This window comes from Micromonospora sp. NPDC051141 (assembly GCF_044455765.1).
Classification (GTDB): Bacteria; Actinomycetota; Actinomycetes; order Mycobacteriales; family Micromonosporaceae; genus Micromonospora.
The window spans coordinates 58,595-73,614 of record NZ_JBITFD010000018.1; the positions used below are offsets into that span (position 1 = coordinate 58,595).

At 74.1% G+C, this 15,020-nt stretch carries 11 protein-coding genes; 9 read left to right on the forward strand and 2 right to left on the reverse strand.

Translation table 11 applies throughout. The features are described 5' to 3' along the window. Position 1: 1 nt before the first annotated feature. A complete protein-coding gene (gene lysX / locus ACIA6B_RS28095) occupies positions 2 to 3,313 on the reverse strand; it encodes a bifunctional lysylphosphatidylglycerol synthetase/lysine--tRNA ligase LysX (protein WP_396777849.1) in 3,312 nt (1,103 codons plus the stop codon). Between the two features lie 210 nt (positions 3,314 to 3,523). Here lysX and ACIA6B_RS28100 point away from each other — a divergent pair, with 210 nt between their 5' ends. The 4 genes from ACIA6B_RS28100 (at position 3,524) to ACIA6B_RS28115 (ending at position 8,092) form a co-directional block, all read left to right on the forward strand. After that, positions 3,524 to 4,672 (forward strand): glutamate--cysteine ligase, encoded by a 1,149-nt coding sequence (locus tag ACIA6B_RS28100; protein ID WP_396777851.1) that lies wholly within the window; start codon positions 3,524 to 3,526, stop codon positions 4,670 to 4,672. 41 nt (positions 4,673 to 4,713) lie between these two features. Next, on the forward strand, positions 4,714 to 6,087 hold the full coding sequence (locus tag ACIA6B_RS28105; RefSeq protein ID WP_396777853.1) for an FAD-dependent oxidoreductase: 1,374 nt from the start codon (positions 4,714 to 4,716) through the stop codon (positions 6,085 to 6,087). A 207-nt stretch (positions 6,088 to 6,294) separates the two neighbouring features. Next, a complete protein-coding gene (locus tag ACIA6B_RS28110) occupies positions 6,295 to 7,140 on the forward strand; it encodes an endonuclease domain-containing protein (RefSeq protein WP_396777855.1) in 846 nt (281 codons plus the stop codon). 76 nt (positions 7,141 to 7,216) lie between these two features. After that, entirely contained in the window at positions 7,217 to 8,092 is an 876-nt protein-coding gene (locus ACIA6B_RS28115; protein ID WP_396777857.1) for an aminoglycoside phosphotransferase family protein, read from the forward strand. A gap of 23 nt (positions 8,093 to 8,115) precedes the next feature. Here the strand turns inward: ACIA6B_RS28115 and ACIA6B_RS28120 are convergent, their stop codons facing one another. Beyond that, positions 8,116 to 8,925, reverse strand: a complete 810-nt coding sequence (locus ACIA6B_RS28120) for an Fpg/Nei family DNA glycosylase (RefSeq protein WP_396777858.1) — start codon at positions 8,923 to 8,925, stop codon at positions 8,116 to 8,118. Between the two features lie 399 nt (positions 8,926 to 9,324). Between ACIA6B_RS28120 and ACIA6B_RS28125 the strand changes: the two genes are divergently transcribed. From ACIA6B_RS28125 to rocD, 5 genes are all read left to right on the forward strand, one after another. Continuing rightward, positions 9,325 to 10,062 carry a cellulose binding domain-containing protein gene (locus tag ACIA6B_RS28125; RefSeq protein WP_396777860.1) on the forward strand — a complete coding sequence of 246 codons (738 nt, stop codon included), beginning with the start codon at positions 9,325 to 9,327 and terminating at the stop codon, positions 10,060 to 10,062. Positions 10,063 to 10,067: 5 nt separating this feature from the next. Next, positions 10,068 to 11,552: an RICIN domain-containing protein gene (locus ACIA6B_RS28130; protein WP_396777862.1), complete on the forward strand. Its 1,485-nt coding sequence runs from the start codon at positions 10,068 to 10,070 to the stop codon at positions 11,550 to 11,552. 201 nt (positions 11,553 to 11,753) lie between these two features. Then, positions 11,754 to 12,623 (forward strand): thrombospondin, encoded by an 870-nt coding sequence (locus ACIA6B_RS28135; protein ID WP_396777864.1) that lies wholly within the window; start codon positions 11,754 to 11,756, stop codon positions 12,621 to 12,623. 320 nt (positions 12,624 to 12,943) lie between these two features. Continuing rightward, the gene (gene ddaH, locus ACIA6B_RS28140) at positions 12,944 to 13,759 is read left to right on the forward strand and encodes a dimethylargininase (RefSeq protein ID WP_281938580.1); all 816 of its coding nucleotides are present in this window, start codon (positions 12,944 to 12,946) and stop codon (positions 13,757 to 13,759) included. Beyond that, positions 13,759 to 14,973, forward strand: a complete 1,215-nt coding sequence (gene rocD, locus ACIA6B_RS28145; RefSeq protein WP_396777997.1) for an ornithine--oxo-acid transaminase — start codon at positions 13,759 to 13,761, stop codon at positions 14,971 to 14,973. Before ddaH ends, rocD begins: the two co-directional genes overlap by 1 nt. The last annotated feature ends 47 nt before the right edge of the window (positions 14,974 to 15,020 follow it).

Consider the following 15,020-nt stretch of genomic DNA (forward strand, 5'->3'; position numbering starts at 1 on the left):
GTCAGGACGACTCGCGGACCAGCGGGAAGGGCAACGTCTCCCGGATCGAACGGCCGGTCAGCAGCATCACCAGGCGGTCCACGCCGAGCCCCAGCCCACCGGTCGGCGGCATCGCGTACTCCAACGCGGTGAGGAAGTCCTCGTCCAGCTCCATCGCCTCCGGATCGCCGCCGGCCGCCTGCAACGACTGCGCGGTGAGCCGCCGCCGCTGCTCGGTCGGATCGATCAGCTCGGAGTACGCCGTGCCCAGCTCCATCCCGTACGCCACCAGGTCCCAGCGCTCGGCCAACCGGGGATCACGCCGGTGCTGCCGGGTCAACGGCGACACCTCGGTCGGGAAGTCGAGATAGAACGTCGGCGCCTCGGTTCGCGCCTCGACCAGCCGCTCGTACAGCTCCAGCAGCACCGCGCCGGCCGACCAGCGCGGATCGAACGGCACCCCGGCCGCGTCGGCCAGCTTGCGCAACGCGGCCAGCTCGGTGTCGGCGGTGACCTCCTCGCCCAGCGCCGCCGAGACCGCCTCGTGCACCGTGACCGCCCGCCACTCGCCGCCCAGGTCGACCAGCTCGCCGCCGGGCCGGCGGGCCACCGGCGCACCGTGCACCGCGGTCGCCGCCGCCACGACCAGCTCCCGGGCCAGCACCCGCATGTCCTGGTAGTCGGCGTACGCCTGGTATGCCTCCAGCACGGTGAACTCGGGATTGTGGGTGGCGTCCACGCCCTCGTTGCGGAACGCCCGGCCCAACTCGTAGACCCGCTCGATGCCGCCCACGGCGAGCCGCTTCAGATACAGCTCCGGCGCGATCCGCAGACTCAACCGCAGGTCGTACGCGTTGATGTGGGTGACGAACGGGCGGGCGTTCGCGCCACCGTGCACCCGTTGCAGGATCGGCGTCTCCACCTCCAGGAAGTCCCGCCCGGCCAGCCCGGCGCGCAGGCTGTGCAGCGTCGCGCTCCGGGCCCGCACCATCTCCCGGGCCGCCGGGTCCAACGCCAGGTCCAGGTAGCGCTGCCGGACCCGGGCCTCCGGATCGGCCAGCCCGTGGTGCTTGTCCGGCAGCGGGCGCAGGCACTTGGCGGTCAGCTCCCAGCCGGCCACCCGCACCGACACCTCGCCACGTCGGGTCGCGTACACCTCGCCGGTGGCGCCCACGTGGTCACCGATGTCGACGGTCGACCGCCACCGCTCCAGGTCGTGCTCCAGCAGCACCTGAAGATCGCCGCTGCCGTCCCGGATCGTGGCGAACAGGACCCGCCCGTGGTCGCGGACCAGCAGCACCCGGCCGGCCACCGCCACCGTCTCGCCGGCGCCGGTGTCCGGGGCCAGCCCGGCGTGCCGGTCCCGCACCGCCGCGCAGGTCGCGGTGCGCGGATAGCCCACCGGGTACGGGTCGACGCCGGCAGCCCGCAGCCGGTCGAGCTTCGCCACGCGTACCCGGATCTGCTCCGGCCGGCGCGCGGCGGGCGGCTCCGGCGGGACGGCCCGGACCGCCGCGGCGGCCGGTGGCACGTAGCCGATCCCGCCGCCGGCCGGCGGCACCCCGTGCAGCGGCGTGGGCCGCCCACCCGGCAGGGCCAGGAAGCCCTCCGCGGCGACCGCCGCGAGACCCACCCGGGCCAGCTCCCGGCGCTCGGCGAAGCAGAGGTAACGCGGCGTCCAGTGCGGTTGGTACTTCGCGTTGGAGAGGTAGAGCGACTCCAACTGCCACCAGCGGGAGAAGAAGAGCAGCGTGTGCCGCCAGGCCCGGATGATCGGACCGGCGCCGATCCGCGCGCCCTGCTCGAACACCGACCGGAACGCGGCGAAGTTGAGCGACACCCGGTCGACGCCGAGGCGCGGGCCGGCGGCCAGCAGCGCGGCCACCATGAACTCGGTGACGCCGTTCTCGGCGGCGCGGTCCCGGCGCATCAGGTCCAGCGAGACGCCGTGCGTGCCCCACGGGCTGAACGAGAGCAACCCGCGCACCCGGCCCGCGCCGTCGCACGCCTCGACCAGCACGCAGTCACCGTCGGCCGGGTCGCCGAGCCGGCCCAACGCCATCGAGAAGCCGCGCTCGTGGCCGGTGTCCCGCCACGCGGTGGCCAGCCCGGCCACCTCGGCCAGTTCCTCCGGCGGGATCTCGGCGTGGCGGCGGACCCGGGCGGTGTAGCCGGCCCGCTCGACCCGGTGCACCGCCTGCCGGACCGGCCGCATGTCCCGGCCGTCCAGGTCGAACTCCCGGGTGTGCAGGATCGCCTCGTCGCCGAGCTGGAGCACCTTCAGACCGTGCCGGCGGTACGCCCGCGCGCCGGCCTCGCTGGCGCCGAGCACCGCCGGCGTCCACGCGTACGCCCGGGAGTGCTCCAGCCACGCCTCGATGGCCGGCCCCCACGCCTCCGGGTCGCCGACCGGGTCGCCACTGGCCAGGCTGACGCCGTTGACCACCCGGTAGGTGAGCGCGGCCTTGCCGCTGGCCGAGAAGACGGCCGCCTTGTCCCGCCGGGTGGCGAAGTAACCGAGCGAGTCCCGTTCGCCGTGCCGGGCCAGCAGCTCCCGGATCCGCTCCTCCTCACCGGCGTGCAGCACCGCGTTGGCCCGCTGCGAGCGGACCAGCGTGAACAGCGCGGCCAGGAACGCCGTCGCGCCGAACGCGCCGAGCAGCAGGTTGACCCAGCCGGGCGCCTGCCCCCGACGGGTCAGGTCCAGCGTGATCGCGCCACCGAAGACCTTCTCCACCGCGTAGCCCAGTCGGTCCGACCAGGTGTGCAGGCTGCCCGGCTCGACCAGGAGCAGCAGATAGCCCAGGCCGACGAAGACGGCGGCCAGGCCGGCGAGCACACCCAGCGCGCGCCAGGTGCTGCCGGGCCGGACCCGGGCGTAGAACTCCCGCCGCGCGGCCACCAGCAGCGCCACCGCGGCGGCGGCGAACGCGATGCCGACCCAGACGCCGATCGTCTCCAGCGTGCCGAAGAGACGCTGACCGGCGGCGTGGTTCAGCTCGTTGGCGCCCACCATCAGCAGCAGCCCACCGGCGGTGGCCCCGACCACCAGCGTGAGACTGAAGTAGACCAGCAGCACCCACCAGGCCAGCCGCTTGCGCCGCCGCGCGGCGGCGGCCAGGACGCCGAGGAAGACCGCGTACGCGAGGTTCGCCGGCGCGGGGACCAGCAACGCGTCGATCGCGGTGCGGACCGGTTGGACGTCGGCGGCCACCGCGCTGCTCAGCGCCGCCAGCGCGCACACCGCCGCGATCACCGCGAGCAGGATCGCGAAGCCGCGCGGGACCTGGGCGCGAACGCCGGTCACCGTGCGCGACGTGCCGTTCGGAGTCACCACGACCTCCTCCGGCCCGGCGACCGCCCGCCGGGCCGGCTCATCGTAGTCCCGCGTCCCGTCACCCGACGGCCCTCCGGGGCCGGGCGGCGCACGACCGACCGGGCGGATCGGGCCGACACGCCGTCCGACGCGTTTCCGGGCATCGACACGGTGGGTAACAGGGCGTCGACCACGCGGCACGGTGTCGCGGCCGGTCGGAGAGAGACGGTGGTGGCGATGAGCGGCTCAGTGGCGGAGCAGGAACGGCACGCCGCCGAGGGCGGGACGGACCTGCTGACGGTCGGCGTGGAGGAGGAGTTCCTGCTCGCCGATCCACACACCGGAACCGCCGTGCCCGCCGTCGATCTGGTGATGGAGCAGGTGCCGGCCGAGCTGCGCGGGCAGGTGGAACGCGAGTTCCAGACCAGCCAGATCGAGATCGGCAGCCCGCCGGGGCTGGAGCTGTCCTCGATCCGGCACTCGCTGGGCGTGCTCCGCGCCGAGCTGGCCGACGCGGCCGAGCGGGCCGGCGTACGCCTGCTGGCGATCGGCACCGGGCCGGTCGACGGACCGGTGCCGGCGGTGGTGGACAAGCCGCGCTTCGACCGGATGATCGAACGGTTCCGCCTGCTGGTGCCCGGTCCGGGCAACAACGGCATGCACGTGCACGTCGGCGTGCCGGACCCGGACACCGGCGTGCAGGTGCTCAACCACGTCCGGCCCTGGCTGCCGATCCTCCAGGCGGTCACCACCAACTCCCCGTTCTCCCGGGGCGAGGACACCGGGTACGCGAGCTGGCGCTCGATCGAGTGGGAACGCTGGCCGTCCGTGGCGCCCACGCCCTACCTGGAGTCGCACGAGCACTACCAGCGGCTGATCCGGCAGCTCATCGCCAGCGGCGTGATGCTCGACGAGGGAATGCTCTACTGGTACGCCCGGCTCTCCGCCAAGTACCCGACCGTGGAGCTCAGGATCGGCGACGTCTGCCCGTCGGTGGACGACGCGGTGCTGGTGGCGGCGCTGGTCCGGGGCCTGGTCGCGACCGCGCTCGCCGACATCGCGGCCGGCCGGCGGGCCGTCAACACCGACCACCACCTGCTGGTCGCCGCGCACTGGCGGGCCGCCCACGACGGGCTGGAGGGCCAGGGCGTCGACCTGACCGACGGCGAGCTGCGCCCGGCCTGGGAGCTGCTGGAGCGACTCGTCGACCGGCTCCGCCCGGAGCTGGAGCGGCACGGCGACCTCGACCGGGTGACCGAGCTGCTGGACGGGCTGCGCCGGCACGGCAGCGGCGCGGCCCGGCAGCGGGCGGTGTTCGCCAAGACCGGCAAGCTGGTCGACGTGGTCGCGGACGTGGCCCGGCAGACCCGTGGTTGAGCCGCCCCGCGGCCCGGTCGGGGCGTGACAGGATGAGCGGCGTGGCGGAGCGGATGATCGTCGTCGGCGGGGACGCCGCCGGCATGTCGGCGGCCTCCCAGGCGCGGCGTCGCCGCGACCGGGCGGACCTGGAGATCGTCGCGTTCGAGCGGGGACACTTCACGTCCTACTCGGCCTGCGGCATCCCGTACTGGGTCAGCGGCCTGGTGCCGGAACGCGACCAGCTCGTCGCCCGCACCCCGGCCGCGTTCCGCGACGACTTCGACATCGACGTCCGGACCCGGCACGAGGTCACCGCCATCGACCTGGACCGCCGCGAGGTGGTCGCCCGGGACCTCGACGGCGGCGGCGAGGTCCGCGCCGGCTTCGACACCCTGGTGTACGCCACCGGCGCCACCCCGGTGCAGCCGGAGTGGGCCCGCGACGACGTGGCCGGCGTGTTCGGCGTGCAGACGCTCGACGACGGCGCCGCGCTGCTCGACTGGCTCGAACGCGAGCCCCGGCCGCGGCACGCGGTGGTGGTCGGCGGCGGCTACGTCGGCGTCGAGATGGCCGAGGCGCTGGTGCAGCGCGGGCTCACGGTCCACCTGGTCGAGCAGGCCGCGCAGCCGATGGCGACCGTGGACCCGGACATGGGCGAGCTGGTCGCCGAGGCGATGCGCCGGGTCGGCATCGGCATCCGCACCGGGCTGACCGTCACCGGTCTGGAGGAACGGGACGGCCGGATCGCCGCGGTGGTCACCGACGAGGGGCCGATCCCGGCCGACGTCGTGGTGCTGGGTCTCGGCGTACGCCCCAACACCCGGCTCGCCGAGGCCGCCGGCCTGCCGCTCGGGCCGTCCGGCGCGATCCGGGTGGACCGCCGGATGCGGGTGCCCGGCGTGCCCGGCGTGTGGGCGGCCGGCGACTGCGTGGAGAGCCTGCACCGGGTCAGCGGCATGCCGGTGCACGTCCCGCTCGGCACGCACGCCAACAAGCAGGGCCGGGTCGCCGGGATCAACATCGGCGGCGGGTACGCCACGTTCCCCGGCGTGATCGGCACCGCCGTCACCAAGGTCTGCGAGTTGGAGGTCGGGCGCACCGGCCTGCGCGAGCGGGACGCGACCGAGTCCGGGTTCGAGTTCGTCACGGTGACGGCCGAGTCGACGAACCGGGCCGGCTACTACCCGGGCGCGCAGAAGATGACCGTGAAACTGATCGCCGAACGGCCCAGCGGACGGCTGCTCGGGGCGCAGATCGTCGGCTGGACCGAGGCGGCCAAGCGGATCGACGCGTTGGCCGTGGCGCTGTGGAACGGCATGACGGTGGACGAGATGACCGCGCTCGACCTCGGTTACGCGCCCCCGTACGCCCCGGTCTGGGATCCGGTGCTGATCGCCGCCCGCAAGGCCGTCGACGCCCTCGCCGCGACGTAAGGAGGGGCCCCCTTCTCGCTTTCCGTATAGGCGGGGCCCCTTCTTGACGCCTTCCGCCGTTACGGGGCGGACGCGTGGCACCGGGGCGCGGTGGGATCGGCGGGTGCGGGCATCCGGGGACGACGCGTCACGGCTGGAGTGGTTGCTGCTCGGGCAGTCCGGGGTGCTCACCCGGGCCAGGCGACGGAGGTGTTGACGCCGGGCCGGGTGCGACACCTGGTGGCGTGCGGTCGCTGGCACCGGGTGTGCCGGGGCATCGTGTGCGCCGCGCCGGGCGGGCCGTACACCCGGGAGCAGCAGTGGTGGATCGCGGTGCTGGCGGCGGGCGACGGCGCGGTGCTCGCCGGGCTGGCCGCCGCGCGGGCCGGCGGCCTGCGCGGCACCTGGCGGTACGACGCGCTCGACGTCCTGGTGCCGCACGACCGCCGGGCGGCCGACCTGCTGCGCCGGCTGCCGCCGGGCCTGCCGGCGGTGCGGGTCCACCGGGCCCGTCACCTGTCCCCCGCCGACCGCCGGCCGGGCCGACCGCCGCGTACCAGCATGGCCCGCTCGCTGGTGGACGCGGCGGGCTGGGCCGGCACCGACGACGAGGCGCAGGCGATCGTGGCGGCCGGCTGCCAGCAGCGGCGGACCACCCCGGCGGAGCTGGGCGCGGTGCTGGACCGGCTGCCCCGGGCGCGACGGCGCCGCCTGATCCGGCAGACGCTGCACGACGTGGCCGGCGGCGCGGAGGCGCTGTCCGAGATCGACCTGGTACGACTCTGCCGCCGCCACGGCCTCCCCGTGCCCGAGGGACAGGAGCACCGCCGGGACGCGGACGGCCGGCAGCGCTACCTGGACGCGTACTGGCGGCGCTGGCGGCTGCACGTGGAGGTGGACGGCGCGCACCACATGGACGTCCGGCACTGGGCGGCGGACCTGCGCCGGCAGAACCGCGTCTGGATCGAGGGCGACCGCATCCTGCGCTTCACCGCGTTCGACGTGCGGCACCGTCCGGTCGAGGTGGCCGCCCAGCTCCGCGCCGCCCTGACCGCCGCCGGTTGGCGCCCCTGACCTTTGGGTGCACTTGTGGTCGCCCCGACGACAAGTGCACCCACATCGACGGCCGGGCTCGGGGCAGGATGGCCGGATGCGGTGGGAGATCCCGGAAGGGTTGCGGTGGACCGAGCGGACGCCGCTCGGGCGGGCCTGGCTGGCGGCGCTGCCGGATCGATTGGCGGAGTGCGTGGCGCGGTGGGAGCTGACGGCCGTCGGGCCGCCGTTCGCGTACGCGTTCGCCTCGCTGGCCCTGCCGGCCGAGCTGCCGGACGGCACGCGGGCGGTGCTGAAACTCCAGTACCCGGACGACGACAGCGTCCACGAGGGCGCCGCGCTGGCACACTGGGCCGGCCGGGGCGCGATCCGGCTGCTCGCCCACGACGCCGACCGCCGCGCGCTGCTGGTCGAGCGCTGCGACCCGGGCGTACCGCTGCACACGCTGGCGCTCGACGCCGCGCTCGACGCCGCGGTCCGCCTGCTGCCCCGGCTCGCGGTGCCGGCCGGCCCACCCTTCACGCCGCTCGCCGAGGAGGCGGCCGGCTGGGCCGAGCGGATGCCGGCCAACTGGCGGCGGACCAACCGGCCGTACGAGCGGCGGCTGCTCGACGCCGCCCTCGGACTGCTCGCCGAGCTGGCTCCGGACCAGGGCGAACAGGTGCTGGTCAACCAGGATCTGCACGCCGGCAACGTGCTGGCGGCCGGCCGCGAGCCGTGGCTGGTCATCGACCCGAAGCCGCTCGTCGGTGAGCGGGAGTTCGCGGTGGTGCCGCTGGTCCGGGGCGCCGAGCTGGGGCACTCCCCGGCGGCGGTGCGGCACCGGCTCGACCGGCTCAGCGCCGAGCTGGGCCTGGACCGGGCCCGGGTCCGCGGCTGGGCGATCGGCCAGACGCTGGCCTGGAGCGTCGGCGGCGACCAGGTCTTCCCCGGCAACATCGAGGCGGCCCGCTGGCTGCTCGACGAGACATGACCCAGCCTGGAACGAGACGTGGCTCAGCCGGCCTGGCAGGTGGGGCACCAGTAGAGGTTGCGACCGGCAAGCGTGCCCCGGCTCACCGGGGTGCCGCAGACGTGGCAGGGCTCGCCCGGGCGGCGGTAGACGTACACCTCGCCGCCGTGCCGGTCGACGCGCGGCGCCCGCCCGGTGGCCTCCGGCAGGTCCGCGTCGCGCACGGTGTCGATCCGGCCGCGCCCGACCGCGCGGGTCATCAGCATGACCAGGTCCGCCCAGAGTTCCGCCCAGCCGGCCGGGGTCAGCTCCCGTCCGGGCAACAGCGGCGGCAGCCCGGCGCGGAACAGCGCCTCGGTCACGAAGATCAGCCCGGTGCCGGCCACCACGGACTGGTCCAGCAGCAACGCGGCGAGCGGGGTGGGGCTGCGCCGGATCCGCGCGTACGCCCGGTCCGGGTCGGCGTCGGCGCGCAGCGGGTCCGGGCCGAGCCGGCCGCGCAGCGCCGCCACCTCGGGCGGGGTGAGCAGCTCGCAGGCGGCGGGGCCGCGCAGCTCCAACCAGTTGCGGTCGCTGTGCAGGCGTAGCCGGAGCTGGCCGACCGGGGCCGGCGGCTCCCCCGGCCCGTCGGCGAACCTGCCGTACAGCCCGAGGTGCACGTGCAGCGTCAACTCGCCAACGTAGTGGTGTAGCAGGTGCTTGCCGTACGCCTCGGTGCCGTCCAGGACGGTGCCGGTGAGCCGGGCCGCGCCCTCGGCGAAGCGCCCCTGCGGGCTGTCGGCGTGCACCTTGTCGCCGGCGAACAGCTCGGCGTGACGCGCGGCGAGTCGGTGGATGGAGTGTCCCTCTGGCACAGGTGCCAAGCGTAGTCAGCGGTGCTCACCGCTGCCGGCTGACCGCCGCCAGGTCGAGCAGGTGGGCCAGGCGGTACCGCAGCACCCCGCGAGCGCGTGCGGCAGATCCTCCGCTCCCACGGCATCGCGCCCGACTAGTCCACACTCCTCGCAGCCGCGACCACGGCACGGGACGCCATTGAATCGACGTCTGTCGAATGCCAGACTGGCTCCGGTCGCGCTCGGGAGCCGGTGCGAGCCGCTCGATCCAGCAGGAGAGTGACGCGCGGGGTGGTGCGCCACCCGGCGCCGGGCAGTCCTCTCCGGCAGTCCGCCGTGCCACCGTCGCGCCGCCGGGCCGGTTGAACGCCACCACCGCCGACCGCGCCACGGGGGCCGCAGCTCAGCTCAGGAGCGCAGATGATTCGTACCCTCGGCGCGGCTCTGGCCGCCGCCCTCACGCTGACCGGCCTGGCCGCCTCGACCGGCGCCGCCCGGCCACCCGCCTCCGCCATGACGACGCCCGCGCCCACTCCGACGGTGGCGTGCCCGCCGGCGCTGCCGGTCAGCGGACAGGTGACCGGCACCACCGCCACCAGTCTCACCATCACCTACTCGATGCTGCTCAGCCCGCCCTGCGGCTACGACCCGCCGATGGTCGTCACGCTCTTCACCAGCCGCGAGGACGCCACCGGTTGGCGCAACCCGGCGGCCGAGGCCGTCTCCGGGCCGGAGCGGTACGGGACGGTGGTCATCAACGGGCTGACGCCCGACACCGACTACTGGTTCCGGTTCAGCGACACCCACGGCACCCGCGACCCGTACATCATCGGTGGGCCGGCGCGGACGCAGCCGGCGTCGACGTGCACCGCGACGACCACCATCGACAGCCGGTGGTACGGCGGCTTCATCGCCACGGTCACCGTGCGCAACACCGGGACCCAGTCCACCAGCGGCTGGGTCGTCTCGTGGCGGTGGACCGGCGACGAGCGCATCGAGTCGATCTGGGGCGGGGTGGCGGAACGCGTCGGCGAGAACGTCACGGTCCGCAACGCCTCCTGGAACGGGACGCTGGCGCCGGGCGGCTCGACCACGTTCGGCGTGCTGGTGGCCGCCAGCAGCGCGTCCGCCGGCATCTCGCCGGTCTGCGGTCGGTGACCGGCATGCGGTCGACGGATCGGGCGGTCCGCCACGGGCGGAACGACCGGACGAGCCGGGGCGGACGACTCGGAGCGGCCCTGGCGGCGCTCACCGTGGCCGTCGCGGCGGTGCTCGTCGGCCCGGCCACGGGCGCGCAGGCGGCGCCGGTGACGGTCGCCAACGGCACGCAGTTCACCGACACGAGCGGCGCGGTGGTGCACGCCCACGGCGGCGGCGTCCTCAAGGTCGACAACTACTACTACTGGTTCGGCGAGAACCGGAACCCGGACAACACGTTCCGGGCGGTCTCCGTTTACCGCTCCACCGACCTGCGCACCTGGGAGTTCCGCAACAACGTGCTGACCCAGGCGTCGGCGACCGAACTCCAGCGGGCCAACATCGAACGGCCGAAGGTCATCTACAACGCCGGCACCGGCCGGTTCGTGATGTGGATGCACAAGGAGAACGGGTCCGACTACACCGAGGCGCGGGCCGCCGTCGCGTCGTCGGCCACGGTGGACGGCACCTACACGTACCACGGCAGTTTCCGGCCGCTCGGGCAGCACATGTCCCGGGACATCACGCTCTACAACGACAACGGCACGGCGTACATGATCTCGGCCGCGAACGAGAACCGCGACCTGCACATCTACCGGCTCACCTCGGACTACCTCAACGTCGCGAGTCTGGTGGGCAACTTCTGGGCCGGCGCGACCCGCGAGGCGCCCGCGATGTTCAAACGGGGCGGCACGTACTTCCTGCTGACCTCCGCCGCGACGGGCTGGAGCCCGAACCAGGCCCGGTACGCCACCGCGCCGAGCATCTCCGGTCCGTGGAGCGGCTGGACCGACGTGGGCAACGGCACCACGTTCAACTCCCAGCCCGCCTTCGTGCTGCCCATCCAGGGCACCGCCACCACCAGCTACCTCTACCTGGGTGACCGGTGGGCGGGGGCGTGGGGCGGGCCGGTCAACGACTCGCAGTACGTGTGGCTGCCGATCTCCTTCCCGACCAGCACCAGCATGAGCCTGACCTGGTACCCGTCGGTCACCATCGACACGGCCGCGGGGACGGTCACCGGCGACACGCCGGTCTCGTACCGGGTCACCGCCCGGCACAGCGGTCGGGTGCTGGACGTGATCGGCAACTCCACCGCGAACAACGCCGAGGTCAAGCAGTGGGCGTGGAACGGCGGCGGGAACCAGCGGTGGGAGTTCCAGGACGCCGGCGGCGGCTGGTTCCGCCTGGTGAACGCCAACAGCGGCAAGTGTCTCGACGTCGCCGACGCGTCCACCGCCGACGGCGCGAACATCATCCAGTACACCTGCGGCGGCGGCGCGAACCAGCAGTGGCAGTGGGCCGCGGTCGGCGGCTGGTTCCAGCTCCGGGCCCGGCACAGCGGCAAGTGCCTGGACGTGGTCAACGCCGGCACCGGCGACGGCGCGGACGTCCAGCAGCTCACCTGCGGCGGGGGCACCAACCAGCAGTGGTCGCGCACCCAGTCCTGACGACGACGCCCGCGTGACGGTGACCGGGCCCGCCCCGGCCGGCACGACGCCGGCCGGGGTGGGGCCCGGTTCCGTCGTCGGGTGTCGATTTGCGCACGCCTGGGTACCTCCTTCCTGTCATGCGCGGCCTCCGCGCCTGCATCAGGAGGTACCAAGGTGAACATCTTGTCCCGCCGGAACTCTCCGGCGCGCAGTACCGATGTGAACGGCGACGGCGTCGTGGACGCCCGCGACGAGATCCCGGCCGCCGACGGAACCCCGGTCGCGGACGAAACTGCCGGCCGACCGGTGGTGACCGACCGCGACGCGGCACGGACCACGTACCGCAGCGGCGCGACCGCCACCGAGGCGGAGCGGGCCGCCGACACCGGACCGGTCGCCGACGCCGGACCGGCCGCCGACGCCGGACCGGTCACCGGCCCCGGACCGGTCACCGACGCCGCACGCGTCGAGACCGCGCCCCGCACCGGTGAGGCGGAGCGGCGGGCGGCGCAGCGGGCCGCCTCGGCCCGGGCGGCGACCAGCCGGCCGCTGGGTCGGAGCACGCGGACCGTCGACCCGGAACCCACCCGGGAGCAGACCGTCGACCTGAACGGGGACGGCCGCCCCGACCGTGCCGTCGACGTGGACGGCGACGGTCGCCCGGACCGTGCCGTCGACCTGGATCGGGACGGCCGCCCGGACCGTCCCGTGGACCTGGACGGCGACGGCCGTCCCGACCGGGAAATCGATCCGGAGCTGACGAAGAAGCCGCGGGCCAGCATGCTCGCCACGCTCGGTCTGATCGTGTCCGTGGTCGGCGCGCTCTTCGTGCTCTCCGGCACGCTGGCCGGCTACGGCATCGGGCTCGGCGCGGTCGGCGCGGTGCTCGCGGTGCTGGGTCTGATCGCCACCCGACGCCGGCACGTGGCCGGGAAGACCGACGCGCTGATCGGCATCCTGGTCGGCCTGGCCGCCGTGGTGCTCGGCATCGTGGCGATGACCGGCCAGTTCGACTGGCCGACCACGGACGGCGAGTGGGTCGGCCGGTTCCGCGAGTGGCTTGATTCACAGTTTGTCGATCGATTCTGAGGGCACTATCCCGATCGCCGGCAGCGACCGGCAGCCCGACAAAGCTCCGGTGGTTCACCGGGCAGCTCCGGTGGTTCACCGGCAGGGCAACACCCTTTCGGGGGGCGGCGATTCGCCGCCCCCCGAAGTGTTTTCACGGTCGGGAAGCGCGTGGACGCAACAATCAGCCGATGAAGCGCCGCTAGACGCAACGATTAGCTGCTCGACGCACGGTTTCGTGGTGGAAGTCGACGCACCGGGCCGCATACGGTTGACCCACGGCGCCAGCCCGTGGGCCGACCGTGGCCGGGCGCGCCCGACCCTGGGAGCACCACATGACGATGGACGTTACCCGCCAGCGCTTTCTGATGTGCCGGCCGACGTACTTCGCCGTCGACTACGCGATCAACCCGTGGATGGACCCCACCGCCCCGGTCGACGCCGACCTGGCGATCCGGCAGTGGGAGCAGCTCCACCAGACGTACCTCGACCTGGGCCACGAGGTCGAGCTGATCGACCCGGTCGCCGGCCTGCCGGACATGGTGTTCGCGGCCAACGGCGGCACCGTGATCGACGACAAGGCCATGGCGGTGCAGTTCCGCGACCCGCAGCGCGCCGACGAGGCGCCCGCGTACCGGGCCTGGTTCGAGGCCGCCGGCTTCGAGATGTACGACCCGAAGCACCTCAACGAGGGCGAGGGCGACGTCCTGCTGGTCGGCGACCACCTGCTCGCCGGCACCGGGTTCCGCACCGCGCACGCGTCGCACGCGCAGCTCCAGGAGGTCTTCGGCTACCCGGTGGTCACCATGCAGTTGGTGGACGCCCGCTTCTACCACCTGGACACCGCGCTGACCGTGCTCGACGAGCGGACCGTGGCGTACCTGCCGGAGGCGTTCTCGCCGGGCAGCCAGGCGGTGCTGCGCCGGCTCTTCCCGGACGCGATCCACGCGACCATGGCCGACGCCGAGGTGCTGGGCCTGAACGCGGTCAGCGACGGCCGCCACGTGGTGCTGCCGGCGCAGGCCACCGACCTGGCCGCGAAGCTGCGCGACCGGGGCTACGAGACCATCGGGATCGACCTGTCCGAGCTTCGCAAGGCCGGCGGCGGACCGAAGTGCTGCACGTTGCGACTCCGTCAGGGAAAGGCGATCAAGTGATCATCGACGACATGCTGCGGACACCCTCCGCGGTCCGGGACGCGGAGCGCCACACGGCGCACAACTACCACCCGCTGCCCGTGGTGATCTCCTCGGCGGAGGGCGCCTGGCTGACCGACGTGGACGGCCGCCGCTACCTGGACTGCCTGGCCGGCTACTCGGCGCTGAACTTCGGCCACCGGCACCCGAAGCTGATCGAGGCGGCGCACGCCCAGCTCGACCGGCTCACGCTGACCAGCCGCGCGTTCATCCACGACCAGTTCGCCGACTTCTGCCGGGAGCTGGCCGCGCTCTGCCGCAAGGATCTGGTGCTGCCGATGAACACCGGCGCCGAGGCGGTGGAGACCGGCATCAAGGTGGCCCGCAAGTGGGGTTACCAGGTCAAGGGCGTCACGCCGGGCCAGGCCAACATCGTGGTGGCGGAGGGCAACTTCCACGGCCGGACGACCACCATCGTCAGCTTCTCCACCGACGAGGACGCGCGGGCCGGCTTCGGGCCGTACACGCCGGGCTTCACCGTGGTCCCCTACGGCGACCTGGCCGCGCTGAGCGCGGCGATCGACGAGAACACGGTGGCCGTGCTGCTGGAGCCGATCCAGGGCGAGCAGGGCGTCGTGGTGCCGCCGGAGGGCTACCTGCCCGGCGTCCGCGAGGTCTGCACCGAGCGCAACGTGCTGTTCATCGCCGACGAGATCCAGTCCGGGCTGGGGCGCACCGGCGCCACGTTCGCCTGCGACCTGGAGGGCGTCGTCCCGGACATGTACCTGCTGGGCAAGGCGCTCGGCGGCGGCATCGTGCCGGTCTCCGCGGTGGCCGCGAACGCCGACGTGCTGGGTGTGCTCCAGCCGGGTCAGCACGGCTCCACGTTCGGCGGCAACCCGCTGGCCTGCGCGGTCGCCACCGAGGTGGTCCGGCTGCTCGCCACCGGCGAGTTCCAGCGCCGCTCGGCCGAGCTGGGCGAGCGGCTGAAGGCCGGCCTGGAGGCGCTGCTCGGCAAGGGTCTGGTCGCCGTCCGGGTGCGCGGTCTCTGGGCCGGCGTCGACATCGACCCGGCGCTGATGAGCGGCCGGCAGGCGTGCGAGCGGCTGATGGAGCGCGGGGTGCTGGCCAAGGACACCCACGGCTCGACCATCCGGCTCGCCCCGCCGCTGGTGATCACCGCCGACGAGATCGACCACGCGGTGGCGCAGCTCGCCGCCGTGCTGGCCGGCTGACGGCGTACGCGAAGAAGGGCGCCGGGACCACGACGGTCCCGGCGCCC

Excerpts from the sequence above, each read along its gene's own strand:
- ACIA6B_RS28115 (WP_396777857.1), top strand. The coding sequence starts at position 7,217 with ATGCGGTGGGAGATCCCGGAAGGGTTGCGGTGGACCGAGCGGACGCCG.
- ACIA6B_RS28125 (WP_396777860.1), top strand. The coding sequence starts at position 9,325 with ATGATTCGTACCCTCGGCGCGGCTCTGGCCGCCGCCCTCACGCTGACC.
- ACIA6B_RS28130 (WP_396777862.1), top strand. The coding sequence starts at position 10,068 with ATGCGGTCGACGGATCGGGCGGTCCGCCACGGGCGGAACGACCGGACG.
- ddaH (WP_281938580.1), top strand. The coding sequence starts at position 12,944 with ATGGACGTTACCCGCCAGCGCTTTCTGATGTGCCGGCCGACGTACTTC.